The sequence below is a fragment of the Bradyrhizobium sp. JHI2711 genome (assembly GCF_056156565.1).
In genome coordinates this window covers 21,806-48,179 of sequence record NZ_JBPZPT010000002.1, presented here as the reverse complement: position 1 = coordinate 48,179, position 26,374 = coordinate 21,806, and the positions used below count along the sequence as shown (strand labels likewise).

At 64.9% G+C, this 26,374-nt stretch carries 22 protein-coding genes; 16 read left to right on the top strand and 6 right to left on the bottom strand.

Going from position 1 to position 26,374, the window contains the following annotated elements:
* The first annotated feature begins 162 nt into the window (after positions 1–162).
* From acnA to ACTEK7_RS12720, 3 genes are all read left to right on the top strand, one after another.
* Positions 163–2,883 (top strand): aconitate hydratase AcnA, encoded by a 2,721-nt coding sequence (acnA, locus tag ACTEK7_RS12730; RefSeq protein ID WP_036040732.1) that lies wholly within the window; start codon positions 163–165, stop codon positions 2,881–2,883.
* A 231-nt stretch (positions 2,884–3,114) separates the two neighbouring features.
* A complete protein-coding gene (locus ACTEK7_RS12725; protein ID WP_057026569.1) occupies positions 3,115–3,891 on the top strand; it encodes a DUF1223 domain-containing protein in 777 nt (258 codons plus the stop codon).
* Positions 3,892–4,421: 530 nt separating this feature from the next.
* Positions 4,422–4,793, top strand: coding sequence for a DUF2794 domain-containing protein (locus ACTEK7_RS12720; protein WP_036024594.1), 372 nt, complete (start codon positions 4,422–4,424; stop codon positions 4,791–4,793).
* Between the two features lie 130 nt (positions 4,794–4,923).
* Here ACTEK7_RS12720 and ACTEK7_RS12715 read toward each other — a convergent pair whose 3' ends face one another.
* The 4 genes from ACTEK7_RS12715 to ACTEK7_RS12700 all read right to left on the bottom strand — a co-directional run bounded on the left by ACTEK7_RS12715 (position 4,924) and on the right by ACTEK7_RS12700 (position 10,064).
* Positions 4,924–5,454: a GNAT family N-acetyltransferase gene (locus tag ACTEK7_RS12715; RefSeq protein WP_036008811.1), complete on the bottom strand. Its 531-nt coding sequence runs from the start codon at positions 5,452–5,454 to the stop codon at positions 4,924–4,926.
* A 250-nt stretch (positions 5,455–5,704) separates the two neighbouring features.
* Positions 5,705–6,496, bottom strand: a complete 792-nt coding sequence (locus tag ACTEK7_RS12710; protein WP_036008808.1) for a Bax inhibitor-1/YccA family protein — start codon at positions 6,494–6,496, stop codon at positions 5,705–5,707.
* A gap of 281 nt (positions 6,497–6,777) precedes the next feature.
* Positions 6,778–9,348: an ABC transporter permease gene (locus tag ACTEK7_RS12705; protein WP_225148681.1), complete on the bottom strand. Its 2,571-nt coding sequence runs from the start codon at positions 9,346–9,348 to the stop codon at positions 6,778–6,780.
* On the bottom strand, positions 9,345–10,064 hold the full coding sequence (locus tag ACTEK7_RS12700; protein ID WP_036024603.1) for an ABC transporter ATP-binding protein: 720 nt from the start codon (positions 10,062–10,064) through the stop codon (positions 9,345–9,347). The genes ACTEK7_RS12705 and ACTEK7_RS12700 overlap by 4 nt, the downstream gene beginning before the upstream one ends.
* 55 nt (positions 10,065–10,119) lie before the next feature.
* Between ACTEK7_RS12700 and ACTEK7_RS12695 the strand changes: the two genes are divergently transcribed.
* The 13 genes from ACTEK7_RS12695 (at position 10,120) to ACTEK7_RS12635 (ending at position 24,451) form a co-directional block, all read left to right on the top strand.
* Positions 10,120–10,755, top strand: coding sequence for an arylesterase (locus ACTEK7_RS12695; RefSeq protein WP_225148680.1), 636 nt, complete (start codon positions 10,120–10,122; stop codon positions 10,753–10,755).
* 175 nt (positions 10,756–10,930) lie between these two features.
* Positions 10,931–11,467 carry an RNA 2',3'-cyclic phosphodiesterase gene (thpR, locus tag ACTEK7_RS12690; RefSeq protein ID WP_225148679.1) on the top strand — a complete coding sequence of 179 codons (537 nt, stop codon included), beginning with the start codon at positions 10,931–10,933 and terminating at the stop codon, positions 11,465–11,467.
* 240 nt (positions 11,468–11,707) lie between these two features.
* A complete protein-coding gene (gene zapE / locus ACTEK7_RS12685) occupies positions 11,708–12,895 on the top strand; it encodes a cell division protein ZapE (protein ID WP_225148678.1) in 1,188 nt (395 codons plus the stop codon).
* A 240-nt stretch (positions 12,896–13,135) separates the two neighbouring features.
* Entirely contained in the window at positions 13,136–14,104 is a 969-nt protein-coding gene (gene mdh, locus ACTEK7_RS12680; RefSeq protein ID WP_025032846.1) for a malate dehydrogenase, read from the top strand.
* A gap of 204 nt (positions 14,105–14,308) precedes the next feature.
* Positions 14,309–15,508 carry an ADP-forming succinate--CoA ligase subunit beta gene (gene sucC / locus ACTEK7_RS12675; protein ID WP_225148677.1) on the top strand — a complete coding sequence of 400 codons (1,200 nt, stop codon included), beginning with the start codon at positions 14,309–14,311 and terminating at the stop codon, positions 15,506–15,508.
* A gap of 4 nt (positions 15,509–15,512) precedes the next feature.
* A complete protein-coding gene (locus ACTEK7_RS12670) occupies positions 15,513–15,992 on the top strand; it encodes a DUF1579 family protein (protein WP_036024613.1) in 480 nt (159 codons plus the stop codon).
* Between the two features lie 36 nt (positions 15,993–16,028).
* The gene (gene sucD / locus ACTEK7_RS12665; protein WP_036008780.1) at positions 16,029–16,913 is read left to right on the top strand and encodes a succinate--CoA ligase subunit alpha; all 885 of its coding nucleotides are present in this window, start codon (positions 16,029–16,031) and stop codon (positions 16,911–16,913) included.
* 137 nt (positions 16,914–17,050) lie between these two features.
* Positions 17,051–20,008 (top strand): 2-oxoglutarate dehydrogenase E1 component, encoded by a 2,958-nt coding sequence (locus tag ACTEK7_RS12660; protein WP_036024619.1) that lies wholly within the window; start codon positions 17,051–17,053, stop codon positions 20,006–20,008.
* Positions 20,009–20,170: 162 nt separating this feature from the next.
* The gene (odhB, locus tag ACTEK7_RS12655; RefSeq protein ID WP_225148676.1) at positions 20,171–21,412 is read left to right on the top strand and encodes a 2-oxoglutarate dehydrogenase complex dihydrolipoyllysine-residue succinyltransferase; all 1,242 of its coding nucleotides are present in this window, start codon (positions 20,171–20,173) and stop codon (positions 21,410–21,412) included.
* An 11-nt stretch (positions 21,413–21,423) separates the two neighbouring features.
* Positions 21,424–21,657: a hypothetical protein gene (locus tag ACTEK7_RS12650; RefSeq protein WP_036024626.1), complete on the top strand. Its 234-nt coding sequence runs from the start codon at positions 21,424–21,426 to the stop codon at positions 21,655–21,657.
* Between the two features lie 25 nt (positions 21,658–21,682).
* Entirely contained in the window at positions 21,683–22,432 is a 750-nt protein-coding gene (locus ACTEK7_RS12645) for an SDR family oxidoreductase (RefSeq protein ID WP_225148675.1), read from the top strand.
* Between the two features lie 53 nt (positions 22,433–22,485).
* Complete coding sequence (gene lpdA, locus ACTEK7_RS12640) at positions 22,486–23,886, top strand: dihydrolipoyl dehydrogenase (protein ID WP_225148674.1); 1,401 nt, start codon at positions 22,486–22,488, stop codon at positions 23,884–23,886.
* Positions 23,887–23,920: 34 nt separating this feature from the next.
* Positions 23,921–24,451, top strand: a complete 531-nt coding sequence (locus tag ACTEK7_RS12635; RefSeq protein ID WP_109141820.1) for a hypothetical protein — start codon at positions 23,921–23,923, stop codon at positions 24,449–24,451.
* Positions 24,452–24,640: 189 nt separating this feature from the next.
* Here ACTEK7_RS12635 and ACTEK7_RS12630 read toward each other — a convergent pair whose 3' ends face one another.
* Positions 24,641–25,228, bottom strand: a complete 588-nt coding sequence (locus ACTEK7_RS12630; RefSeq protein WP_036008765.1) for a DUF4337 domain-containing protein — start codon at positions 25,226–25,228, stop codon at positions 24,641–24,643.
* Positions 25,229–25,313: 85 nt separating this feature from the next.
* Complete coding sequence (locus ACTEK7_RS12625; protein WP_225148673.1) at positions 25,314–26,279, bottom strand: tyrosine recombinase XerC; 966 nt, start codon at positions 26,277–26,279, stop codon at positions 25,314–25,316.
* Positions 26,280–26,374 lie beyond the last annotated feature (95 nt).

The following is a 26,374-nucleotide window of genomic DNA, read 5'->3' as shown; positions in this document are numbered from 1 at the left end:
GCTGCGGCACGATAGTGGCTGTGGCGGCGCGGTTAGAAAGCTTCTATAAGCCCGGAACTACTTGATGCAGCAACTCAACCTGCCCCTGCAAGCGGCCCAGCCTGATACGCTGACGGTGTTAAAATACCCTGCCGGGTATAACTAGCAATTGGGATCTCCTACATGACCTCGCTCGACAGCTTCAAATGCAAAAAGACTCTCAAGGTCGGCGCCAAGACCTATGTCTATTACAGCCTGCCCACCGCCGAGAAGAATGGTCTGAAGGGAATTTCGAAACTTCCCTACTCGATGAAGGTCCTGCTCGAGAATTTGCTGCGCAACGAGGACGGCCGCTCGGTCAAGAAGGAAGACATCGTCGCGGTGTCGAAATGGCTGCGCAAGAAGTCGCTGGAGCATGAGATCGCCTTCCGCCCGGCGCGGGTGCTGATGCAGGACTTCACCGGCGTGCCCGCGGTGGTCGACCTCGCCGCGATGCGCAACGCGATGCAGAAGCTCGGCGGCGAGCCTGAGAAGATCAACCCCTTGGTGCCCGTCGATCTCGTCATTGACCATTCCGTGATCGTGAACTTCTTCGGCGACAACAAGGCTTTCGGCAAGAACGTCACCGAGGAATACAAGCAGAACCAGGAGCGCTACGAGTTCCTGAAGTGGGGCCAGAAGGCGTTCTCGAACTTCTCCGTCGTGCCGCCTGGCACCGGCATCTGCCATCAGGTCAACCTCGAATATCTGGCCCAGACGGTCTGGACCAAGAAGGAGAAGATGACCGTCGGCAAGAAGACCGGCACCTTCGAGGTGGCCTATCCCGATTCGCTGGTCGGCACCGATTCGCACACCACCATGGTCAACGGCCTTGCCGTGCTCGGCTGGGGCGTCGGCGGCATCGAGGCGGAAGCCTGCATGCTCGGCCAGCCGCTGTCGATGCTGCTGCCCAACGTCGTCGGCTTCAAGCTGAAGGGCGCGCTGAAGGAAGGCGTCACCGCGACCGACCTCGTGCTCACCGTGACGCAGATGCTGCGCAAGCTTGGCGTGGTCGGCAAGTTCGTCGAGTTCTTCGGCCCCGGCCTCGACCACCTCTCGGTCGCCGACAAGGCGACGATCGCCAACATGGCGCCCGAATACGGCGCGACCTGCGGCTTCTTCCCGGTCGATGCCGCCGCGCTCGATTATCTCAAGACCTCCGGCCGTGCCTCGGCCCGCGTCGCGCTGGTGCAGGCCTATGCCAAGGCGCAGGGCCTGTTCCGCACGGCCAAGTCGCCCGACCCCGTGTTCACGGAAACGCTGACCCTCGACCTCGGCGACGTCGTGCCGTCGATGGCGGGCCCGAAGCGTCCCGAAGGCCGCATCGCGCTGCCGACCGTCGCGGACGGCTTCTCGCTCGCGCTTGCCAGCGAGTACAAGAAGGCCGAGGAGCCGGCCAAGCGTTTCCCCGTCGACGGCAAGAACTTCGACATCGGCCATGGCGACGTCGTGATCGCTGCGATCACCTCCTGCACCAACACCTCGAACCCGAGCGTGCTCATCGGTGCCGGCCTGCTCGCGCGCAATGCGGCTGCGAAGGGCCTCAAGGCCAAGCCGTGGGTGAAGACCTCGCTCGCGCCGGGCAGCCAGGTGGTCGCGGAATATCTCGCCAATTCCGGTCTGCAGCCCGATCTCGACAAAGTCGGATTCAACCTGGTCGGCTTCGGCTGCACCACCTGCATCGGCAATTCCGGTCCGCTGCCTGAGGAGATCTCGAAGTCGATCAACGACAACGGCGTCGTCGCGGCCGCCGTGCTCTCCGGCAACCGCAACTTCGAAGGCCGCGTTTCGCCGGATGTGCAGGCGAACTACCTGGCCTCGCCGCCGCTGGTGGTCGCCTACGCGCTCGCGGGCAGCGTCACCAAGAACCTCGCCACCGAGCCGCTCGGCGAGGGCAAGGACGGCAAGCCGGTGTACCTGAAGGACATCTGGCCGACGACCAAGGAGATCAACGCCTTCATGAAGAAGTTCGTGACCGCGTCGATCTTCAAGAAGAAGTATGCCGACGTGTTCAAGGGCGACACCAACTGGCGCAAGATCAAGACAGTCGAGAGTGAGACCTATCGCTGGAACATGTCTTCGACCTATGTGCAGAACCCGCCCTACTTCGAAGGCATGAAGAAGGAGCCGGAGCCGGTCACCGACATCGTCGAGGCGCGCATCCTCGCCATGTTCGGCGACAAGATCACCACCGACCACATCTCGCCGGCCGGCTCGATCAAGCTCACCTCGCCCGCCGGCAAATATCTCAGCGAGCACCAGGTGCGTCCGGCCGACTTCAACCAGTACGGCACGCGTCGCGGCAACCATGAAGTGATGATGCGCGGCACCTTCGCCAACATCCGCATCAAGAACTTCATGCTGAAGGGCGCGGACGGAAACATCCCCGAGGGCGGCCTGACCAAGCACTGGCCCGACGGCGAGCAGATGTCGATCTACGACGCCGCGATGAAGTACCAGGAAGAGAAGGTGCCGCTGGTGGTGTTCGCCGGTGCCGAGTATGGCAACGGCTCCTCGCGCGACTGGGCCGCCAAGGGCACGCGCCTGCTCGGCGTGCGCGCCGTGATCTGCCAGAGCTTCGAGCGCATCCACCGCTCCAACCTGGTCGGCATGGGCGTGCTGCCGCTGACCTTCGAGGAAGGCACCTCCTGGCAGTCGCTTGGGCTGAAGGGCGACGAGAAGGTGACCATCCGCGGCCTCGTCGGCGACCTCAAGCCGCGCCAGAAGCTGACCGCGGAGATCGTCTCCGGCGACGGTTCGCTGCAGCGCGTTTCGCTGCTCTGCCGCATCGATACGCTGGACGAGCTCGACTACTACCGCAACGGCGGCATCCTGCACTACGTGCTGCGCAAGCTCGCGGCGTAAACGCGGATTTGTGAATGATGGCTCACTGCGAAGTGAGTAGAAGCCTTAACGAAGGCGGCCTATCAAAGGCCGCCTTCGCGCGTTTGCGGTACGCTTCAGATGGGCCCGCCCGGCGGAAAACCTCCCTTTGGACGGTGGCCCGGATGGATGAATGTACCGCGCCCCGTAAGACTACGGTGACCATCCGGCGATAAGATTTCCCCCTGAGAGCAACGGTGTGCGGCGTTCGACATGACGACAATGACGGCTTCCCATCTGATTCCACGTTGGTCCGGCGCCCTCTGGTCGGGAGCTCTCGGCATATGTGCGATCATCGCCGTCATTCGTCCTGCCGAAGCTGAACCCCGCGCCGTCGTCGAATTGTTCACCTCGCAGGGCTGCTCCTCCTGCCCGCCCGCCGACCAGATCATCGGCGATCTCTCCAAGGACCCCTCGGTCATCGCGCTGAGCATGCCGATCGATTATTGGGACTATCTCGGCTGGAAGGACACGCTGGCGGATTCGCGCTTCTCTGCACGGCAGCGTGCCTATTCGCGCATGCGCGGCGACCGCGAGGTCTACACGCCGCAGGTCGTGGTCAACGGCTCCACCCATGTCATCGGCAGCGATCGCACCGGCATCGAGAACGCGATCGGCAAGACCGACAAGGGCACTGGCGTGATGAGCGTGCCGGTGACGATGTCGCTCTCGGGCAAGCAGATCAACGTGTCGGTAGCCGCAAGCAAGGAGCCCACGGTCTCGCGCGGCGAGGTCTGGATCTGCTCGATCGCGAAGTCGGTGCCGATCGCGATCACCCGCGGCGAGAACAAGGGACAGCAGGTCACCTATCACAACGTGGTGCGCAGCCTGCTCAAGGTCGGCGACTGGACCGGCCGTCCGGAGAGCTGGACGGTGCCGATCGAGAACCTCACGCGCGACGGCGTCGACGGCGCGGTGGTCTACGTCCAGGACGGCAGCCGCGAGAGGCCGGGCCCGATGCTGGGTGCGGCCTACACGTCGCTGCATTGAAGCAGGCAGAACGTCTCAGCAATTGATGCTCGTCATTCCGGGGCGCGCCTCTTGGCGCGAACCCGGAATCCATTTCTCAGCTTGTGTGATGGTAAATGGATTCCGGGCTCGCGCTTCGCGCGCCCGGGAATGACGGCGGACCCGGAAACATCTCGGCACAAACAAAAAAGGACCAACTTGCGTTGGCCCTCCTTGTCGTGCGTACAGACCCGATCCTGTTCGACCCCGGGGGGCTGGGGGCTGAGGAATCCGGAACCGAAAGGACCGGGTCAACGCACGTCACCCTTTTCGCAGTGCAGGGCGGCAGGCGGTTGGCGGAAAAGCGGCGATACTATGATTCCTGCTAACGATCCCGTGACGGTTTGCCGCGACGGAGTTCCACCCTTGCGTGTGCCCTGATGCGACGCCGATTCGATGGGTCGAGCCCCTTGCGATGCGGAACGGTTGGCGCAATCATGCAATTGTCACGAACGCGGTTCCGGGACGATCTTGGCGGACGCGGGTAGCCGTGCGATGAGGAGGCGCTTCCCATGAGTCTGACGTCGGAGGATGCCGACCCGAGCGAGCAGCGCGCGGCGGCGCGTCCTGCCGCGGCGCTTGCGCAGCCGAACCGGGTGACGTTCAACCGGCTCGAGCTGCACCGGATTCTCAATCTCTACGGCCGCATGGTCGCCGACGGCGAATGGCGCGACTATGCCATCGACTTCCTGAAGGACCGCGCCGTGTTCTCGGTCTATCGCCGCGCCTCGGAAGTGCCGATCTATCGCATCGAGAAGGACCCGCGCCTGGCGCGCAAACAGGGCATGTACAGCGTGATCTCGGCGACCGGCCTGATCCTGCGTCGCGGCCACGAGCTCGAGCGGGTGCTGCTGGTGATCGATCGCAAATTGGCGGTGGTTTAGCCGAACCATCGATCGTCATTCCGGGGCGCGACGAAGTCGCTAGCCCGGAATCCATCCCTCCCTCCACCGCCCCTGCCGTTCAATGGATTCCGGGTTCGATGCTGTGCATCGCCCCGGAATGACGGATGAACTACTTCCCCGGCACCGTGCTTGCGCCCTCGCCGAGGTCGCGCTGCATCATCACGGTGTCCAGCCAGCGGCCGAATTTCAGCCCGACACTGGGATGCGTGCCGATCATCTTGAAGCCGCACCTTGTGTGCACGCCGATCGACCCGGCATTGGCGGAATCGCCGATGACAGCGATCATCTGGCGAAAGCCGCGCGCTTCGCATTCGACGATCAGCCGTTCCAGCAGCATTGAGCCGACGCCGCGGCGGTGGAAGGACGGATCGAGATAGATCGAGTTCTCCACCGTGAAGCGATAGGCGGGCCGCGGCCGGTAGGCGCCGGCATAGGCATAGCCGGCCACGCGGCCGTCCAGCATGGCGACGAAATAGGGATAGCCGCCGTCGATCAGCGCGCGATAGCGGCGCGTCATTTCCGAGAGGTCGGGCGGCTCCAGCTCGAACGTCGCCGTGCCCTCGCGGACGGCCTGCTGGTAGATGGCGGTGACGGCGGGGAGGTCGGCCTCGGTGGTGGGCCTGATATCGGGTGCGGACATGGGGGAAGGATAGAGCGTTCCCTGAGGGGCCGGAAGAGGCTGCGCTGCCTCCACACCCGTCATTGCGAGCGCAGCGAAGCAATCCAGAAATGCATCTGCGGAGGGGCTCTGGATTGCGTCGTCGCATCGGCGCAAAATTGCTGCGCAATTTTGTCGCGAGCTCCTCGCAATGACGGGGAGAGGCCGTACCCTCCAAACAAAAACCCCGGCCTTTCGGCCGGGGTTCGTGTCCGTTCTCTCGTCTCAGAGCTTACTCGCGCTGGCCGAGGAGCTGCAGCAGCAGCGTGAACAGGTTGATGAAGTTCAGGTACAGCGACAGTGCGCCGGTGATGGCCGAACGCTCTGCGACGTCACCGCCGGCCGAGGCATAGCCGTAGATGTAGTCGTTCTTCAGCCGCTGGGTATCCCAGGCAGTCAGGCCCGAGAACACCAGCACGCCGACCACCGACACGATGAACTGCAGCATCGAGCTGGCCAGGAACAGGTTCACCAGGCTGGCGAGAACGATGCCGATCAGGCCCATGAACAGGAATGAGCCCATGCCGGTCAGGTCACGCTTGGTGGTGTAGCCGTAGAGGCTCAGCGCACCGAAGGTCGCCGCGGTGATGAAGAACACCCGCACGATCGAGGTGTGCGTGAACACCAGGAAGATCGACGACAGCGAGATGCCCATCAGCGCCGCGAACACCCAGAACAGGATCTGGGCGGTCGAGGGTGCCAGACGGTTTATGCCCGCCGAGATCACGAACACCATCGCGAGCGGCGCCAGGATGAACAGCCACTTCAGGGGGCTGACGAACATGGCGTAGCCGAACGGTGTCAGGAACACCTTGCCGACGCGGACGGCGTCCGCCGTCGGAACGTCGGTCACGGCGGCCATGTAGACGCCGAGCGCGGCAAGGCCGGTGATGGCCAGGCCAATGCTCATGTAGTTGTAGATGCGCAGCATATAGGCGCGCAGGCCGGCATCGACCGTCGCGGCGTCAACACGCCCGGCGGCCCTGCCGAAAGGAGAAGCGTAGTTACGGTCTAGGTCCGACATGGTCGAATTCCCGTTGGTTGGTCCGGTCCGGCACGAGGGTCGCCATGCCGCCGGTTCGTCAAATTCTATCTCGGAGACCGCTGCCAGCCGATTGAATTTTGGCTCACAATCGGGACTCCGAACCCATCCGATATGTGGGAAACTAACACATTCGCCGCAACCTTCCACGCGCGGCTGAATGTCGCCCTCGGCGTCAATCCTGACGCGAAGCTGACGGGGTAGCGTGGTTAATCGCGGAAACCGGGCCGATTCCGGGCAGCTCGATCCGCCGCTACATTTTGTCACAAATTTCGCAACACCGTCGCGGGCTTTTTGTTCAATGCCAGCAGCGTGCCGGCAAGCCCGAGCCCGACGGTCACGACCAGCGCGGCGGCGACCACGCCGGCGGCGCTGCCGGCCTGCCAGACGAAGCTCAGCGTCATCAGCCGCGTCACGATCAGCCAGGCCGCGATGCTGCCCGCAATCACCCCGAACACCGCGGTGGCAAGGCCGATCAGCAGGTATTCGAGGGCATAGGCGCCGAGCAGCCGCAGCCGCGTCGCACCCAGGGTCTTGAGGATCACCGCATCATAGACGCGGTGGCGGTGGCCGGCGGCGAGCGCCCCGCCCAGCACCAGGATCGCCGAGATCAGCGTCACCGCGCTGGCGCCGCGGATCGCCAGGGCCAGATTGGTCACCACAGAGCCGACCGTCTCCATCACCTCGCGCACGCGCACGCTCGTCACCATCGGATAGGCGTCGGCGACCTCCTTGATGATCTTGCCGTCGCCCGCCGCCTTTGCGCCCGCTTCTGTCAGCGTCGCGATATGGGTGTGCGGCGCGCCCTTGAAGGCGTTGGGCGAGAACACCAGGACGAAATTGATGCCGAGACCCTGCCAGTCGATCGTGCGCAAATTGCTGATCTTGGCCGGAATGTCGCGGCCGAGCACGTTGACCACGACCTCGTCGCCGAGCTTGAGGCCGAGCCCGTCGGCAATCTTCTTCTCCAACGAGACCAGCGGCGGGCCGGAATAATCGGCGCGCCACCATTCGCCCTCGACCACCTTGGAGCCCTTCGGCAGCTCGGCGGTGTAGGTCAGGCCGCGATCGCTCTGCAGCACCCATTCGGAATCCGTGGTCGGCTTGAGCTCCTCGGCGCGCACCCCGCGCGCGGCGACGATGCGTCCGCGCAGCATCGGCACGTCCTCGATCCTGGCGCCGGGGGCGATCTGGCGCAGATAGCCATCGAACTGCTCGGCCTGCGCGCTCGGAATGTCGATGAAGAAGAACGATGGCGCCTGGTCGGGGAGCGCCGCCAGGAACTGCCGGCGCAGATTGCCGTCGATCTGGGTGATGGTGACGAGCACGGCGAGCCCGAGCCCCAGCGACAGCACGACGGACGGCGTCAGCGCGCCCGGCCGGTGGATGTTGGCGATCGCAAGCCGCAGCATCGGCAGCCGCGTCCGTGGCAGCCGTCGTGCGATCGTCATCAGCAGGGCGGCGATGCCGCGCAGCAAGGCGAACACGACCACTGAGGAGGCCACGAACACCGCGGCGATGCGCCTGTCGAACGACAGGCCGATCACGACCGCGATGAGGAGTGCGATCACGACGGCCATGAACACGAGATAGCTCGCGCGTGGCCGGTGCCATTCGGAGCTGATGGTGTCGCGGAACAGCGCGGCCACCGGCACGTCGTGCACGCGCGCGAGCGGCCACAGGCCGAAGGCGAGCGCGGTGAGGAGGCCGTAGAGGAAGGACAGCGCGAGCTCGTCGGTGTGCACGGCCGGCACCACCGGCAGCGGCAACAGCTTGCCGAACAGGCCAACGATCGCAAAGGGCATCGCGGCGCCGAGCGCCAGGCCGATCACGGACCCGATCGCGGCCAGCAGGACCACTTGCGCCAGGTAGATGCCGAACACGTCCCGGCCGGTGGCCCCGACGGCCTTGAAGGCAGCGATCACCTCGAGCTTGCGGTCGATGTGACTCTTGACGGCATTGGCGACGCCGACGCCGCCGACCAGCAGCGCGGCAAGGCCGACCAGCGTCAGGAACTGCGTGAAGCGGTTGATGTTGCGCTCGAGCTGCGGCGAGGCGTTGGAGCGGCTGCGGATCTCCCAGCCGGCCTGCGGCGCGGCGCTGCGCGCATCCGCGATGAAGGCTTCGGTGGCGCGCTCGTTGTTCGCGGCCTCCGGCAGCTTGACCCGGTAGACCCAGCGTACCAGGCTGCCGGGCTGGATCAGGCCGGTGGCGCGCAAGGCCGCCTCGCTGATCAGAAAGCGCGGCCCGAAGCCGATGCCGCCGGCGAGCTTGTCCGGCTCGGCCTCGACGGTGGAGCGGATCTGGAACGTTGCGGACCCGATCGTGACGCGGTCGCCGGTCTTGAGCGAGAGCCGCGCCAGCAGCGTCGGATCGGCGGCGGCACCGAACGCGCCGTCACGCTCGGCGAGCAGATCGGCCATCGGCAGCTTTGGTGCCAGCGTCAGCTGTCCCAGCATCGGATAGGTGTTATCGACCGCCTTCATCTCGACCAGCGCCAGCTTGCCGTCAGCCGAACGCGCCATGCCGCGCAAGGTCGCAGCCGCCGACAGCGTGCCGCGCGAACGCAGGAACGCGACCTCTTCCGGCTTGGCCTCGCGCTGGAACAGCACGAAGGAGACGTCGCCTCCGAGCAGCGTGCGGCCTTCGCGCGCCAGACCGTCGCTCAGGCTCGCCGACACCGAGCCGACGCCGGCGATCGCCATCACGCCGAGTGCGATGCAGGCGATGAAGACATAGAAGCCGCGCAGGCCGCCGCGCAATTCGCGCAAGGCGTAGCGCAGCGACAGCGCGACGGCGTTGGGTTTCGCGAACGATTCGGCCACGGCGCTCATGCGGGCGCAGACTGCGTGTCGATGCGACCGGAGCGCAGGCGGATGACGCGATCGCAGCGATGCGCGAGCGAGGAATCGTGCGTCACCAGCACCAAGGTCATGCCGCGCTCGGCGTGCTTGCTGAACAGCAGATCGACGATCTGCTTACCGGTGGTCTCGTCGAGATTGCCGGTCGGCTCGTCAGCGACCAGGATCGCGGGGTCGGGTGCCAGCGCGCGGGCGAGCGCGACGCGCTGCTGCTCGCCGCCGGAGAGCTGCGTCGGATAATGATGCAGGCGGTCACCGAGCCCGACCGATTGCAGCTCCTCTGCCGCGCGCTTGGCGGCATCGGGGTTGCCGGCGAGCTCGAGCGGCACAGCAACGTTCTCCAGCGCCGTCATGGTCGGGATCAGGTGGAAGGACTGGAAGACGATGCCGACCTGGCGGCCGCGGAAGCGCGCCAGCGCGTCCTCGTCGAGGGCATTGAAAGGCGTGCCATTCACCACCACCTCTCCGCTATCAGGACGTTCCAGCCCCGCCATCACCATCAGCAGCGTGGATTTGCCCGAGCCTGACGGGCCGATCAGGCCGATCGTCTCGCTCCGGCCGACCCGCAGGCTGATATCCTTGAGGATGTGAACGCGTGCCGCGCCCGTGCCCAATGAGAGGTTGACGTTGGAGATGGCGATGGTGTCCGCGGTAGCGGCGAGCGAAGAGGGGTCGATGCGAGTGTCCATGGTCCGGTCATATGGCAAGTCCGCACGCGGGGTCGAGAGGCGTTACGGATTGTTCATGCACATAGCCGTGTTGATGCTCGCCGTCATGACGATGGCGAACCCCGCTTGGGCGGGTGCGACAAAACCGGTCAAGCTGGTCGTCCTCGGCGATTCCTTAAGCGCGGGCCTTGGCCTTCCGGCCCAGGAGGCGTTCCCCCAAAAGCTTCAAAAAGCCTTGCGGGCCAAAGGCATAGAGGTCGACATGACCAATGCCGGGGTGTCCGGCGACACCACCTCGGGCGGCCGCGACCGGCTCGACTGGTCGGTGCCCGATGGAACTGACGGTGTCATCGTCGAGCTCGGCGCCAATGACGCGCTGCGCGGCATCGATCCCGACGTGGCGCGCGCCGCGCTGACCGACATCGTCCAGCGGCTCAAGGCGCGAAAGATTGCGGTCATGCTCTGCGGCATGCTGGCGCCGCCGAATTACGGCGCCGAATACGCCGCGCGCTTCAATTCGATTTATCCGAATCTGGCGAAGACATTCGACGTGCCGCTCTATCCGTTCTTCCTCGAAGGCGTCGCGGCCGAGGCCAAGCTCAACCAGGCCGACGGCATTCATCCGACCGCTGAAGGCGTCGACATCATCGTCGGCAGGATCATGCCCATGGTGGAGGCATTCATTGGCACGATCGCTGAGCAACGGCGTTGAAACCAGGCAGCGCTAACCCTAATTCCCAGGGTTTTACCGGGGTGAGGCGCGGTGTGCTTCGCAGAGTCACACAACTGCGATAGGAATCAGGGTACCGGTGATTCGTCGCCGGCTCTAATTTGGATATGGTTCTCGCTGTTCGAGCACCGTACCCAAGCATCGGGAGTGCGAAACGATGCCGCGTTTGTTCACGGGTCTGGAAATTCCGGCCGAAATCGGCCAGTCGCTTTCCAACTTGAGAGGTGGCCTCCCCGGCGCCCGCTGGATCGATCCCGAAAATTATCACGTCACCCTGCGCTTCATCGGCGACATCGACGGCGCTTCCGCCAACGAGATCGCTTCGATGCTGTTTCGCGTCGACCGCAAGCCGTTCGAGGTGAAGGTGCAGGGGCTCACCAGCTTCGGCGGCCGCAAGCCCCGCGCGGTGGTCGCCACGATTGCGCCGAGCAAGCCGCTGATGGAATTGCAGGCCGAGCTCGAGCGCATGATGCAGCGGATCGGCCTCGACCCGGAGGGACGCAAGTTCATTCCGCACGTCACGCTCGCGAGGCTTCACGACGCCTCCGACCGCGACGTCGCCGACTATCTCTCGCTGCGCGGCTATTTCCCGAGCAGGGCGTTCATGGCCGAACGCTTCGTGCTGTTCTCCTCGCGCGCATCGACGGGCGGCGGCCCGTATGTGGTCGAGGACGCCTACGAGCTGTGTGAGTAATTTCTTTCTTAACCTCTCCCCGCTTGCGGGGAGAGGTCGGATCGCTCTCGCGATCCGGGTGAGGGGGGACAGGTCTTTCGATGGATCTCATACGCGGATAGAGCCCCTCACCCCGACCCTCCCAGCGCGAGCGAAGCTCGTCGCGCCCCCGTAAGAACGGGGCGAGGGAGAAGAAACGCGCATACCTCTGACCCCATTTCACGGCTTGCAATTTCCGTCCGTCTCTGGCGGTAAAGAGCCATGCTCTCCACCCCAAATCCCTCATTCCGCGAGGCCTATCAGGCCGAGATCGCGTCCGGCGCGATCGAGCCGGATCCCGCGCAGGCCGAGGTCGCCGAGGCCTATGCGGCGCTGGACCTGCGGCTTTCGACCTACAAGCCCACCCGCAAGCAGGGCCTGCTCAGCCGCCTGTTCAGCTCTGGTGACAAGGACGAGGCGCCGCGCGGGCTTTACATCCACGGCGAGGTCGGCCGCGGCAAGACCATGCTGATGGACCTGTTCTTCCAGCACTCATCGGTCGAGCATAAGCGCCGCGCGCATTTCCACGAGTTCATGGCGGACGTGCACGAGCGCATCTACGATTATCGCCAGAGCATCGCGCGCGGCGAGATCGCCGACAGCGACGTCATCGCTCTGACGGCCAATGCGATCTTCGAGGAGAGCTGGCTGCTCTGCTTCGACGAATTCCATGTCACCGACATCGCGGACGCGATGATCCTGGGCCGCCTGTTCGCCAAATTATTCGAGCTCGGCACCGTCGTGGTCGCGACCTCCAACGTCGCGCCCGACGATCTCTATAAGGGCGGTCTCAACCGCTCGCTGTTCCTGCCCTTCATCAAGCAGATCACCGACCACATGGACGTCGCGCGGCTCGATGCGCGCACCGACTTCCGCCTGGAGAAGCTGCAGGGCGTGCCAATGTGGCTGACACCGGCCGATGGCGATGCGGATGCCGCGCTCGACCGTGCCTGGAAGCGGATGACGGGCGGCGCCAAATGCCGCTCGCGTGACATTTCGATCAAGGGCCGCATTCTGCACGTGCCGTGCTCGGCCCATGGCGTGGCGCGATTCTCCTTCGCCGACCTCTGCGAGCAGCCGCTCGGTGCATCCGACTACCTCAGGCTGGCGCACGACTATCACACCCTCCTGGTCGACCATATTCCAGTGATGGACCTCTCCCAGCGCAACGCGGCCAAGCGCTTCATCACCCTGATCGATACGCTCTATGACAACGCCGTGAAGCTGATGGCCTCGGCCGACGCCAATCCGATCTCGCTCTACCTCGCGACCGATGGCGCCGAGGCCATGGAGTTCAACCGGACCGCCTCGCGCCTGATCGAAATGAGCTCGGAATCCTATCTGGCGCTGCCTCACGGCCGCAAGGATTCCACCGCCAGCGGCTCGACCAAGGGCTTGGTCGAGACTTAAGTCCTATCCCCGCCGTCATTCCGGGGCGTCGCAAAGCGACGAGCCCGGAATCCATACTCCGGATGGTGGTTATGGATTTCGGGCTCGCGCTTCGCGCGCCCCGGAATGACGGCCGGGGTATGCTGGCTGCTATCTCGGCAAGCCCGACAATTGGGCATTGGGCGACTTGAACGGGGGAGACGAAAGGGATAACCACCCGTCTCAGTTTCCCCTCCTTACGTGTCTAAAGGACAGGTTCACATGGCGCGCGACAAGATTGCTTTGATTGGCTCCGGCCAGATCGGCGGAACGCTGGCTCACCTCATCGGCCTGAAAGAACTGGGCGACGTCGTGATGTTCGACATCGCCGAGGGCGTGCCGCAGGGCAAGGCGCTCGACATCGCGCAGTCCTCGCCGGTCGACGGCTTCGACGCCCACTACACCGGCGCGAACTCCTATGAGGCGCTCGACAACGCCAAGGTCTGCATCGTCACCGCCGGCGTGCCGCGCAAGCCCGGCATGAGCCGCGACGACCTCCTCTCCATCAACCTCAAGGTCATGGAGCAGGTCGGCGCCGGCATCAAGAAGTACGCCCCCGACGCCTTCGTCATCTGCATCACCAACCCGCTCGATGCCATGGTCTGGGCGCTGCAGAAGGCTTCGGGCCTGCCGCACAAGAAGGTCGTCGGCATGGCCGGCGTGCTGGATTCGGCCCGCTTCCGCTACTTCCTCGCCGACGAGTTCAACGTCTCGGTCGAGGACGTCACCGCCTTCGTGCTCGGCGGCCACGGCGACACCATGGTGCCGCTGGTGAAGTACTCCACCGTCGCCGGCATCCCGCTGCCCGACCTCGTCAAGATGGGCTGGACCTCACAGGCGCGCCTCGACGAGATCGTCGACCGCACCCGCAATGGCGGCGCCGAGATCGTCAACCTGCTCAAGACCGGCTCGGCCTTCTACGCCCCTGCCGCCTCCGCGATCGCGATGGCCGAGAGCTATCTGAAGGACAAGAAGCGCGTGCTGCCCTGCGCCGCCTATCTCAACGGCGAGTACAGCGTGAAGGACATGTATGTCGGCGTGCCCGTCGTGATCGGCGCCAAGGGCGTCGAGCGCGTGGTCGAGATCGAACTCGCCGGCAAGGACCGCGAGGCGTTTGACAAGTCGGTCGGTGCCGTGCAGGGCTTGGTCGATGCCTGCAAGAAGATCGCACCCGATCTTCTCGGCCGCTAAGGCAAAGCAATACCCGCCGAAGATCGAAACCCGGTCTTCGGCGGTTTCACTTCCGGACCCCGGCTGACCGGGGTGGGGTTCCGGTCTCGGCAGATCTCGATTGTCAAAGAATCCGGGTTGCAGTTCCTGTGGTATATGGTATGCCAGCCACAAGACTGAGGTGGGCCCATGAGGTCACCGCCCGCGGGTTCAGGGAGCGACCATATGAATATCCATGAATATCAGGCCAAAGCGCTGCTGCATGAATTCGGCGTTCCGATTTCGCGGGGCGTAGCGGTTCTCAAGGGCTCGGACTCCGACGCCGCCGCAAGACAGCTTCCCGGCCCGGTCTGGGTGGTGAAGAGCCAGATCCATGCCGGCGGGCGCGGCAAGGGCAAGTTCAAGGAAGCATCCGCCGGCGACAAAGGCGGCGTCCGCATCGCCAAGTCGGTGGAAGAGGTCAACGAATTCGCCAAGCAGATGCTGGGCGCGACGCTGGTCACCGTGCAGACGGGACCTGCCGGCAAGCAGGTCAACCGCCTCTACATCGAGGACGGCTCCGACATCGACAAGGAATTCTACCTCTCGATCCTGGTCGACCGCGAGACCTCGCGCGTCTCCTTCGTGGTGTCGACCGAAGGCGGCGTCAACATCGAGGACGTCGCGCACAACACGCCGGAGAAGATCGTGACCTTCTCGGTCGATCCGGCGACCGGCATCATGGGCCATCACGGCCGCACGGTCGCGAAGGCGCTGAATCTGTCCGGCGACCTCGCCAAGCAGGCCGAGAAGCTCACCGCGCAGCTCTACGCGGCCTTCGTCGCCAAGGACATGTCGATGCTGGAGATCAATCCGCTGGTCGTGACCAAGCAGGGCGAGCTCCGCGTGCTCGATGCCAAGGTGTCCTTCGACGACAACGCCCTGTTCCGCCATCCCGAGATCGCGGTGTCGTTGCGCGATCTGACCGAGGAAGACGCCAAGGAAATCGAGGCGTCGAAATACGATCTCAACTACGTCACGCTCGACGGCAATATCGGCTGCATGGTCAACGGCGCCGGTCTCGCCATGGCGACGATGGACATCATCAAGCTCTACGGCATGGCGCCGGCCAACTTCCTCGACGTCGGCGGCAGCGCCAGCAAGGAGAAGGTCGCGGCCGCGTTCAAGATCATCACCGCCGATCCCAACGTGAAGGGCATCCTGGTCAACATCTTCGGCGGCATCATGAAGTGCGACGTGATCGCCGAGGGCGTCACTGCTGCGGTTCGCGAGGTCGGCCTGAGCGTGCCGCTGGTGGTCCGCCTCGAAGGCACCAATGTCGAGCTCGGCAAGAAGATCATCCGTGAATCCGGACTGAACGTGGTGCCCGCCGACAATCTCGACGACGCCGCGCAGAAGATCGTGAAGGCCGTCAAGGGAGGCTAGCGCCATGGCCCAGGACCATCTCGCCGCATCATCTCCGCTCCCCGAGCATGCGCGCCTCGCCGCGTTCGCCGGCGAATGGGATGGTGAGGAGATGGTCTTCCCGTCGCGCTGGACGGCGGGCGGGCCGGCGACCTCGCGCACCGTCGCGCGCATGGATCTCAACGGCTTTTATCTGATCCAGGACTCCGTCCAGATGCGCGACGGCAAGCAGGTCTTCGCCACCCACGGCATCTTCACCTTCGACCGCGACGACCGGACCTACAAATTGTTCTGGTACGATTCGCTCGGCTATACGCCGCCATCGCCCGCCTCGGGCGGCTGGGCCGGCAAGACCCTGACGCTGGTGCGCGGTTCGCTCCGCGGCAATGCGCGCCACGTCTACGAGATCATCAATGAGGATTCCTACTCGTTGAAGATTCAATTCTCGCCGGACGCGGAAGGCTGGTCCGACGTCCTCACCGGCGTCTACCGCCGCATCCACTGACCCACTCACTCTGTTAGTTTCGCGAAAGCAGACCTCATGTCCATCCTGATCGACAAGAACACCAAGGTCATCTGCCAGGGCTTCACCGGCAAGAACGGCACCTTCCACTCGGAGGCCGCGATCGCCTACGGCACCAAGATGGTCGGCGGCACCTCGCCGGGCAAAGGCGGCTCGACGCATCTGGGCCTGCCGGTGTTCGACACCGTGCGCGAGGCGCGTGAGAAGACCGGCGCCGACGCGTCGGTGATCTACGTGCCGCCGCCGGGCGCAGCCGACGCGATCTGCGAAGCCATCGACGCCGAGGTCCCGCTGATTGTCTGCATCACCGAGGGCATTCCTGTGATCGACATGGTTCGCGTCAAGCGCTCGCTGCTCGGCTCCAAGTCGCGCCTGATCGGGCCGAACTGCCCGGGCGTCATGACCGCCGGCGAGTGCAAGATCGGCATCATGCCCGCCAACATCTTCAAGACCGGCTCGGTCGGCATCGTCTCCCGCTCGGGCACGCTGACCTATGAAGCCGTGTTCCAGACCTCCCAGGAAGGCCTCGGCCAGACCACCGCGGTCGGCATCGGCGGCGACCCGGTCAAGGGCACCGAGTTCATCGACGTGCTGGAGATGCTGCTCGCCGACCCCAAGACCGAATCGATCATCATGATCGGCGAGATCGGCGGTTCCGCCGAGGAGGACGCCGCCCAGTTCCTCAAGGACGAGGCCAAGCGTGGCCGCAAGAAGCCGATGGTCGGCTTCATCGCCGGCGTCACCGCCCCTCCCGGCCGCCGCATGGGTCATGCCGGCGCCATCATCTCCGGCGGCAAGGGCGATGCCGGTTCCAAGACCGAGGCGATGAAATCCGCAGGAATTACAGTGTCCCCGTCGCCCGCCCGCCTCGGCCACACGCTTGCCGAAAAGTTGAAAGGCTAATTCAGTTCTTCGTGCTTTTCCGGGCGAAGTTTCGCAGCAAATAGGGTAAAGGGTGCCTGTCGCGTCGAGCCCTGTCGGGGGAGCTCGGCGCCAGCGCCGTTTGTTATGCGCGAATCGAAATCGCCAGGAACTCAAGTATGTCTCGCCAAGACGCGAACGCAGCCTTTGCCCTGTCATCCTTTTTGCAGGGCACCAACGCCACCTACATCGACGAAATCTACGCCCGCTACCAGAAGGACCCGTCCTCGGTCGATGCCGAGTGGCAGGAGTTCTTCAAGAGCCTGAACGACGCGCCGGCTGACATCAGCAAGAACGCGGAAGGCCCGTCCTGGGAGCGCGACAACTGGCCGCTGACCCCGAAGGACGATCTGACCTCCGCCCTCGACGGCAACTGGGCCGAGGTCGAGAAGACGGTCGGTGGCAAGATCGCCGCCAAGGCGCAGGCGAAGGGGGCCGACATCTCCTCCGCCGACCTGCTTCAGGCGACGCGCGATTCCGTCCGCGCCCTGATGCTGATCCGCTCCTACCGCATGCGCGGCCACTTCCACGCCAAGCTCGATCCGCTCGGCATCGAAGCCCAGCGCAACCGCGAAGAGCTCGATCCGCGCACCTACGGCTTCAGCGAAGCCGATTTCGACCGCAAGATCTTCCTCGATCACGTGCTCGGCCTCGAATACGGCACTCTGCGCGAGATCACCGCGATCTGCGAGCGCACCTACTGCCAGACGCTCGGCGTCGAGTTCATGCACATCAGCAACGCGGCGCAGAAGGCCTGGATCCAGGAGCGCATCGAGGGACCCGACAAGGAGATCTCGTTCACGCGCGAAGGCCGCAGGGCCATCCTGCAGAAGCTGATCGAAGCCGAGGGTTTCGAAAAGTTCTGCGACACCAAGTTCACCGGCACCAAGCGCTTCGGCCTCGACGGCGGTGAAGCCCTGATCCCCGCGCTCGAGCAGATCATCAAGCGCGGCGGCAATCTCGGCGTGAAGGAAATCGTGCTCGGCATGCCGCATCGCGGCCGCCTCAACGTGCTGACCCAGGTGTTGGGCAAGGCCCATCGCGCACTATTCCACGAGTTCAAGGGCGGCTCGGCCAATCCCGACGCGGTCGAAGGCTCCGGCGACGTCAAGTATCACCTCGGCGCCTCCTCGGACCGCGAGTTCGACGGCAACCGCATCCACCTGTCGCTGACGGCCAACCCCTCGCATCTCGAGATCGTCGATCCCGTCGTGCTCGGCAAGGTCCGCGCCAAGCAGGACCAGCACGGCGATCCCCCTGATATGCGCATCTCGGTGATGCCGCTCCTGATGCACGGCGACGCCGCGTTCGCCGGCCAGGGCGTGGTTGCTGAATGCTTCGGCCTGTCCGACCTGAAGGGCTACCGCACCGGCGGCTCCGTGCACTTCATCGTCAACAACCAGATCGGCTTCACCACCTATCCGCGCTACTCGCGCTCCTCGCCCTATCCGTCGGATGTGGCGAAGATGATCGATGCGCCGATCTTCCACGTCAACGGCGACGATCCGGAAGCCGTCGTGTTCGCGGCCAAGGTCGCGACCGAATTCCGGCAGAAGTTCCACAAGCCCGTCGTCATCGACATGTGGTGCTACCGCCGCTACGGCCACAATGAGGGCGATGAGCCGGCCTTCACCCAGCCGGTGATGTACAAGCGGATCGCCGCCCATCCCTCGACGCTGACGCTCTACTCCAAGCGCCTGATCGCGGAAGGCGTCGTCACCGAGGGCGAGGTCGACAAGCTGAAGGCGGACTGGCGCGCCCGGCTCGATGCCGAGTTCGAGGCCGGCACCTCCTACAAGCCGAACAAGGCCGACTGGCTCGACGGCAAGTGGGCGGGCTTCAAGATCGCCGACCAGGAAGAGGATGCGCGGCGCGGCGTCACCGGCGTCGACATCGCCACGCTGAAGGACATCGGCCGCAAGATCACCAAGGTGCCGGACGGTTTCCGCGTTCACCGCACCATTCAGCGCTTCCTCGATAACCGCGCCAAGGCGATCGAGAGCGGCAACGGCATCGACTGGGCGACCGGCGAGGCACTGGCGTTCTGCTCGCTGCTCAACGAAAACCACCACGTCCGCCTGTCCGGACAGGATTCGGAACGCGGCACCTTCTCGCAGCGCCATTCGGTCCTGATCGATCAGGAGGACGAGAGCCGCTACACGCCGTTCAACCATCTCGGCCACGAGCAGGGCCATTACGAGGTCATCAACTCGCTGCTGTCGGAAGAAGCCGTGCTCGGTTTCGAATACGGCTATTCGCTCGCCGAGCCGAACACGCTGACGCTGTGGGAAGCCCAGTTCGGCGACTTCGCCAACGGCGCGCAGGTCGTGTTCGACCAGTTCATCTCGTCAGGCGAGCGCAAATGGCTGCGCATGTCCGGTCTGGTCTGCCTGTTGCCGCACGGCTATGAGGGCCAGGGGCCGGAGCACTCCTCGGCGCGCCTCGAGCGTTACTTGCAGATGTGCGCGGAAGACAACATGCAGGTGGTCTACCCGACCACGCCGGCGAACTACTTCCACGTGCTGCGCCGGCAGCTGCATCGCGAGATCCGCAAGCCGCTGATCATGATGACGCCGAAGTCGCTGCTGCGTCACAAGCGGGCGGTGTCGCGTCTCGACGAACTCGCGAAGGGCACGACCTTCCACCGCATCCTCTACGATGACGCCCAGATGCTGCCGAACGAGGCCATCAAGCTCGTCCCCGACGAGAAGATCCGCCGCATCGTGCTGTGCTCCGGCAAGGTCTATTACGACCTCTACGAGGAGCGCGAGAAGCGCGGCATCGACGACATCTACCTGATGCGCGTCGAGCAGCTCTATCCGGTGCCGCTGAAGGCGCTGGTGGCCGAGCTGTCGCGCTTCAAGAAGGCCGAGATGGTGTGGTGCCAGGAAGAGCCCCGCAACATGGGTGCCTGGCACTTCATCGAGCCCTATCTGGAATGGGTGCTGAACCAGGTGAACGGCGCGAGCCGGCGTCCGCGTTATGTCGGCCGCGCCGCTTCCGCCGCGACCGCAACGGGTCTGATGTCCAAGCATCAGGCTCAGCTGAAGGCGTTCCTGGACGAAGCACTGAGCTGAGAAGTTTTTTTAGACTCTGTCATGCCCCGCGAAGGCGGGGCATCCAGTACTCCGCGGCTTTCGTTCTGATCACGAAAGTCACGGCGTACTGGATTGCCCGTCTTCGCGGGCAATGACGTATGAATTCATGACCGCTACCTGCGATCCCTTGAGGAAGAGACCATGACTGAAATTCGTGTGCCGACGCTCGGCGAATCCGTCACCGAGGCCACCATCGGCCGCTGGTTCAAGAAGGCCGGCGACCCCGTCGCCGTCGACGAGCCCTTGGTGGAGCTCGAGACCGACAAGGTCACCATCGAAGTCCCCGCGCCGACCGCCGGCACGCTGAGCGAGATCATCGCTGCCGATGGTGCGACCGTTGCCGTGGGCGCGCTGCTCGGTCAGATCACCGATGGTGCCGGCGCAGCCAAGCCCGCCGCCGCGCCGGCCAAGGCTGCGGCGCCTGCAGCTGCTGCCGCCGCTCCCGCGCCGGCTCCCGCTGCCGCGAAGGCGCCGCCGGCCGATGCGCCGCTCGCGCCGTCCGTGCGCAAACTGTCGGCCGAGACCGGCATCGACGCCTCGACCGTGCCGGGCTCCGGCAAGGACGGCCGCGTCACCAAGGGCGACATGCTGGCCGCGATCGAGCGCGCCGCCTCGGCGCCGACGCCGGTCAATCAGCCCGCCGCTGCCGTGCAGGTCCGCGCGCCGTCGCCGGCCGATGACGCCGCCCGCGAAGAGCGCGTCAAGATGACCCGGCTGCGCCAGACCATCGCGCGCCGGCTCAAGGACGTGCAGAACACCGCGGCCATGCTCACGACCTTCAACGAGGTCGACATGACCAACGTCATGGCGCTGCGCGCACACTACAAGGACGCGTTCGAGAAGAAGCACGGCGCCAAGCTCGGCTTCATGGGCTTCTTCACCAAGGCCGTCGTGCAGGCGCTGAAGGACATCCCGGCCGTCAACGCCGAGATCGACGGCAGCGACCTGATCTACAAGAACTACTACCACATCGGCGTTGCCGTCGGCACCGACAAGGGCCTGGTCGTGCCTGTGGTGCGCGACTGCGACCACAAGTCGATCTCCGACATCGAGAAGAGCATCGCCGATTTCGGCCGCCGCGCCCGTGACGGCCAGCTCAAGATCGACGAGATGCAGGGCGGCACCTTCACCATCACCAATGGCGGCATCTACGGCTCGCTGATGTCGACCCCGATCCTGAACGCGCCGCAGTCCGGCATCCTCGGCATGCACAAGATCCAGGAGCGGCCGATGGTCGTCGGCGGCAAGATCGAGGTCCGCCCGATGATGTATCTGGCGCTGTCCTACGATCACCGCGTCATCGACGGCAAGGAAGCCGTCACCTTCCTGGTCCGCGTCAAGGAGAGCCTGGAAGATCCGGCGCGCCTGGTGCTGGACCTCTAAGGGAGGCGACGATGGGGGAGCCGTCGCTCGCGCATGCGCTCATCTCCATGGTGCCGCTCCTGCTGACCACCCTTATCTTTTTCTTCTTTGCGATTCCGATTAGTCGCAGGAAAGGTAAGGGGGTCGGCTTCGCGGCCTTGTGCCTGATCCCGTTTCTCACGCCCTTCATTCTGTTCCATTTGATCAGCTTGACGGACAAGTCCGTGCTTGATCGCTTGGCGGCTCTTGAGGGCAGGACGTCGTAGTGCGCTCGAACTCGTGGGGATTGATGTGACGGATAAAGTCGTTGTCATCACCGGCGGCAGCCGCGGCATCGGGCGGGCGACCGCGCTTGCGGCGGCCGCGCGCGGTTTTCGCGTCGTGGTTGGCTATGCCAGCAACAAGCAGGCGGCCGACGAGGTGGTCGCGCAGATCGCGGCCAGCAACGGCAAGGCCATCGCTGTGAAATGCGATGTCGCCGAGGAAAGCGACATCCTCAATCTGTTCGAGGAGGCCGACAGGTTCGGCACGCTCGGGGCGCTCGTCAACAATGGCGGCATCGTCGGCAAGAGCGGCGTGCGCGTCGACGAGATGTCGGCCGAGCGCATCCAGCGCGTGATGGCGGTGAACGTCACCGGCTCCATCCTCTGCGCGCGCGAGGCGGTGAAGCGGATGTCGACCAAGCACGGCGGCACGGGCGGCGTCATCGTCAACCTGTCGTCCGTCGCAGCGCGGCTCGGCTCGCCCAACACCTATGTCGACTACGCCGCGTCCAAGGGTGCGGTCGATTCCTTCACCGTCGGCCTCGGCCATGAGGTCGCGGGCGAGGGCATCCGCGTCGCCGCGATCCGTCCCGGCCTGATCGACACCGACATCCACGCTGCCGGTGGTGAGCCCGACCGCGCCCATCGCCTGGCCCATCTGGTGCCGATGAAGCGCGTCGGCACCGCCGATGAAATCGCCAATGCCATCGTCTGGCTGATCTCGGACGAGGCCTCCTACGTCACCTCAGCCATTCTCGATGTGTCCGGCGGACGCTGACGCGCCGCGCTGACGCATCCTCACCACGCGCTAACCTTACGGGACTTTCTCTCATGGCTACCTACGATCTCGTCGTCATCGGCACCGGACCGGGCGGTTATGTCTGCGCGGTACGCGCGAGCCAGCTCGGCATGAAGGTCGCCGTGGTCGAAAAGAACGCGACCCTCGGCGGCACCTGCCTCAATGTCGGCTGCATGCCGTCGAAGGCGCTGCTGCACGCCTCCGAAATGTTCGAGGAAGCCGGCCATTCCTTCGCCAAGATGGGCGTCAGCGTTTCCGCGCCGAAGCTCGATCTGCCCGCGATGATGAACTTCAAGCAGCAGGGCATCGACGGCAACGTCAAGGGCGTCGAGTTCCTGATGAAGAAGAACAAGATCGACGTGCTCAAGGGCACCGGCAAGATCCTCGGCACCGGCAAGGTCGAGGTCTCCGCCGACGGCAAGTCGCAGGTGGTCGAGACCAAGAACATCGTGATCGCCACCGGCTCGGACATCGCGCGCCTCAAGGGCATCGAGATCGATGAGAAGCGCATCGTGTCCTCGACCGGCGCGCTGGCGCTGGACAAGGTGCCAGGCCGATTGCTGGTCATTGGCGCCGGCGTGATCGGGCTCGAACTCGGCTCGGTGTGGCGCCGGCTCGGAGCCGAAGTCATGGTGGTCGAATTCCTCGATCGCATCCTGCCCGGCATGGATGGCGAGATCGCCAAGCAATTCCAGCGCATCCTTGAAAAGCAGGGATTTGCATTCAAGCTGGGCTCGAAGGTGACCGGCGTCGAGATGAACAGCAAGGCATTGCTTGCGAAAATCGAACCGGCTTCCGGCGGTGCCGCCGAGACCATCGAAGCCGACGTCGTGCTCGTCTGCATCGGCCGCGTGCCCTACACCGACGGTCTCGGCCTCAAGGAAGCCGGTGTCGCGCTGGACGCGCGCGGCCGGGTGCAGATCGATTCGCATTTCGCCACCAGCCTGAAGGGCGTCTATGCCATCGGCGATGTCGTCGCAGGCCCCATGCTCGCGCACAAGGCCGAGGACGAGGGCGTCGCGGTCGCCGAGATCATCGCAGGCCAAGCCGGCCACGTGAATTACGATGTGATCCCCGGCGTCGTGTATACCACGCCGGAAGTGTCCTCCGTCGGCAAGACCGAGGAGGAACTCAAGCAGGCGGGCGTGGCTTACACGGTCGGAAAGTTTCCGTTCACCGCCAACGGCCGCTCCAAGGTCAACCAGACCACCGACGGCTTTGTGAAGATTCTCGCGGATGCGAAGACCGATCGCGTGCTCGGCGTGCACATTATCGGCCGCGAAGCCGGCGAAATGATCCATGAAGCGTGTGTTCTCATGGAATTCGGCGGCAGTGCGGAAGATCTCGCGCGCACCTGCCACGCCCATCCGACGCGCTCGGAGGCCGTCAAGGAAGCCGCGCTTGCGGTCGGCAAGCGAGCCATCCATATGTAACGACGCGCCCAGCGCCGAACCGGGCGGGGAACACATGCTGCGCCGCCTTCTTCAACCGGTCTGGGTCCTGCTTGCGATCGTCTTCCTGATCGAAGCCTGGCTGTGGGATCATCTCGAGCCGATCGTCGCCAGGATCGTCGCAGCCATCCCGCTGGCGCGCTTCAAGCATTGGCTGACGGAGCGCGTCGATGCGCTCTCGCCGGCCATGACGCTGCTCGTGTTTGCGGTGCCCGTCGTCCCGCTGTTTCCGCTCAAGCTGGTCGGGCTGTGGCTGCTCGCGCATGAATACTGGACCGGCGCGTTCTTCACGATCGTGTTCGGAAAGCTTGTCGGCGTCGGCGTCACCGCCTTCGTGTTCGACGTCACGCGCGCCAAGCTTCTGGAGATGCGCTGGTTCGAGCGGATCTACGCCCTGGTGCTGAGGGTGCGCGCCAAGGCCGCCGAGCTGGTCGACCCGATCAAGCGCCGCATCCGCGAGCTGATCGCCGGCAACGGCGAGGGCTGGTCCTACCGCACGCTGCGTATGATCCAGCGCTTCAGGAAGAGCGTGCATCAGGCGCGGTGATCTTCGCCACCACAAGGACCGTCCGTAGCCCGGATGGAGCGCAGCGCAATCCGGGACAGGCGTCCCCGCTCTATCCTCCGTCATTGCGAGCGCAGCGAAGCAATCCAGTATCTTTCCCCGGAGGCAGTCTGGATTGCTTCGTCGCAAGGGCTCCTCGCAATGACGCGGTGAGAACCCGGCCTCAACACCTCAATGCAAATGCAGCAGATGTGGCCACCACAGGCCGAGCGCGGTCATGAACAGGCCGGCGATCGTCAGCGCGCCGCCGACATAGGCGAGCGCGATCATGCCGGTGATGATGGTGGCGGACGCCAGCACGATGCCGATCTGGAAGGCGGCCGAGGCCAGCTCGAAATGGTGGTACTTCGCGGTCGCCTCGTCGCGGGCGTGCTCGGCGTGCTTGGCCTTGTCCGCAAGCTGCTCGGTGCCTTCGCCGGTCTCGGGCTCGGAGCGGTAGCGCTGCGCGGTCTTGGTCCAGTCGTCGATCTGCTTCTGCACGGCGGGCTTCTGCGCCTCGGCCGCGGCGGCCAGTGTCAGCTTGCCCTGTTCCGCCGCGGTCACCACCACGGTGCGGCGGATGCTCTTGGCCTGGAAGAATGCCCAGAGATTGGCGGCCTCGACGTTCTTGCTGATCGATTCGGTCTGGGCACCCTTGCCGAGCGTCTCCGAGATCGCCAGGAACAGCGCCAGCACGGCGATCAGAAGAGCGATCTTCTTGTTCGAGCCGGACGCGTGTTCGGCGTGCTCGGCATGCTCCATGCTTTCATGTGCGCCCATATAATGTCCCTCCTGTGCCGGTTCCCACGATTTGACCGAACCGTGGGCGCTGTGCAAGAGGCACGCGAGCTATGACGAGAGTGTGTCAGCGCCGCGGATGGGCGCTGGCATACACCTCGAGCAGCCGCTCGGAATCGATGCCGGTATAGACCTGCGTCGTCGAGAGCGAGGAATGGCCGAGCAATTCCTGGATGGCGCGCAGATCGCCGCCGCGCGAGAGCAGATGCGTGGCGAAGGAATGCCGCAGCGCGTGCGGCGTGGCGCTGTCGGGCAGCCCGAGCGCGCCGCGCAGCCGCTCCATCGCGAGCTGGATGATGCGCGGGCTCAAGGGGCCGCCGCGCGCGCCGACGAAGATCGGTCCTTCCGCCGGCAGCGGATAGGGGCACATCGCGACGTATTCCTGCACCAGCGCGAGCACGTTCTGCAGCACCGGCACCATGCGGGTCTTGTTGCCTTTGCCTGTCACGACCAGCACGTCGCCTTCGCCGGGCTTCGGCACCTCGCGGCGCTTGAGACCCAGCGCCTCGGAGATGCGCAGGCCCGAGCCATAGAGCAGCGCCATCACCGCGGCATCGCGCGCCAGGATCCAGGTCTCGCGCTCCTCGCCGGCGCGCTCGTCGGCGTCGGCAAGACGTTTGGCCGATGCCATCGGCAGCGGCTTCGGCAGGCTCTTGGCGACCTTCGGCGCGCGGATCGCCGACAATGCGCCGACCTTGCCCTTGCCCTCGCGCTCCAGAAAACGTCCGAACGAGCGCAGGCCCGCCAGCGCGCGCATCAGCGAGCGGCCGGCGATGTCATCTGCCCGGCGCATCGCCATGAACGCGCGCACGTCGGTGGCTTCCAGCGCTGCAAACCGCTCCAGCGTCACCCGCTCGCCCCAATGGGCACAGAGGAAATCCAGGCATTGCCGCAGATCGCGGCCATAGGCCTCCAGCGTCTTCGGCGACAGCCGCCGCTCGGCGCCGAGATGCGCCAGCCAGCGCGCCATCTCCTGCGCGATCGAGGGATCGGCGCTGGCGAGCTCGATGTGTGGGGCGACGGCTTTGCTCATGCGCTCTGGACGTGGTGATTCCGCACAGTATATCGCATCACACTCGTTTATCGTTCGCTAAGGCCGCCGCGCGGCGCTAGCCTCAAGGCCTCAAG

Coding starts and splice junctions, on each gene's coding strand:
- acnA (WP_036040732.1), top strand. CDS start 163: ATGACCTCGCTCGACAGCTTCAAATGCAAAAAGACTCTCAAGGTCGGC.
- ACTEK7_RS12725 (WP_057026569.1), top strand. CDS start 3,115: ATGACGACAATGACGGCTTCCCATCTGATTCCACGTTGGTCCGGCGCC.
- ACTEK7_RS12720 (WP_036024594.1), top strand. CDS start 4,422: ATGAGTCTGACGTCGGAGGATGCCGACCCGAGCGAGCAGCGCGCGGCG.
- ACTEK7_RS12715 (WP_036008811.1), bottom strand. CDS start 5,454: ATGTCCGCACCCGATATCAGGCCCACCACCGAGGCCGACCTCCCCGCC.
- ACTEK7_RS12710 (WP_036008808.1), bottom strand. CDS start 6,496: ATGTCGGACCTAGACCGTAACTACGCTTCTCCTTTCGGCAGGGCCGCC.
- ACTEK7_RS12705 (WP_225148681.1), bottom strand. CDS start 9,348: ATGAGCGCCGTGGCCGAATCGTTCGCGAAACCCAACGCCGTCGCGCTG.
- ACTEK7_RS12700 (WP_036024603.1), bottom strand. CDS start 10,064: ATGGACACTCGCATCGACCCCTCTTCGCTCGCCGCTACCGCGGACACC.
- ACTEK7_RS12695 (WP_225148680.1), top strand. CDS start 10,120: ATGCACATAGCCGTGTTGATGCTCGCCGTCATGACGATGGCGAACCCC.
- thpR (WP_225148679.1), top strand. CDS start 10,931: ATGCCGCGTTTGTTCACGGGTCTGGAAATTCCGGCCGAAATCGGCCAG.
- zapE (WP_225148678.1), top strand. CDS start 11,708: ATGCTCTCCACCCCAAATCCCTCATTCCGCGAGGCCTATCAGGCCGAG.
- mdh (WP_025032846.1), top strand. CDS start 13,136: ATGGCGCGCGACAAGATTGCTTTGATTGGCTCCGGCCAGATCGGCGGA.
- sucC (WP_225148677.1), top strand. CDS start 14,309: ATGAATATCCATGAATATCAGGCCAAAGCGCTGCTGCATGAATTCGGC.
- ACTEK7_RS12670 (WP_036024613.1), top strand. CDS start 15,513: ATGGCCCAGGACCATCTCGCCGCATCATCTCCGCTCCCCGAGCATGCG.
- sucD (WP_036008780.1), top strand. CDS start 16,029: ATGTCCATCCTGATCGACAAGAACACCAAGGTCATCTGCCAGGGCTTC.
- ACTEK7_RS12660 (WP_036024619.1), top strand. CDS start 17,051: ATGTCTCGCCAAGACGCGAACGCAGCCTTTGCCCTGTCATCCTTTTTG.
- odhB (WP_225148676.1), top strand. CDS start 20,171: ATGACTGAAATTCGTGTGCCGACGCTCGGCGAATCCGTCACCGAGGCC.
- ACTEK7_RS12650 (WP_036024626.1), top strand. CDS start 21,424: ATGGGGGAGCCGTCGCTCGCGCATGCGCTCATCTCCATGGTGCCGCTC.
- lpdA (WP_225148674.1), top strand. CDS start 22,486: ATGGCTACCTACGATCTCGTCGTCATCGGCACCGGACCGGGCGGTTAT.
- ACTEK7_RS12635 (WP_109141820.1), top strand. CDS start 23,921: ATGCTGCGCCGCCTTCTTCAACCGGTCTGGGTCCTGCTTGCGATCGTC.
- ACTEK7_RS12630 (WP_036008765.1), bottom strand. CDS start 25,228: ATGGGCGCACATGAAAGCATGGAGCATGCCGAGCACGCCGAACACGCG.
- ACTEK7_RS12625 (WP_225148673.1), bottom strand. CDS start 26,279: ATGAGCAAAGCCGTCGCCCCACACATCGAGCTCGCCAGCGCCGATCCC.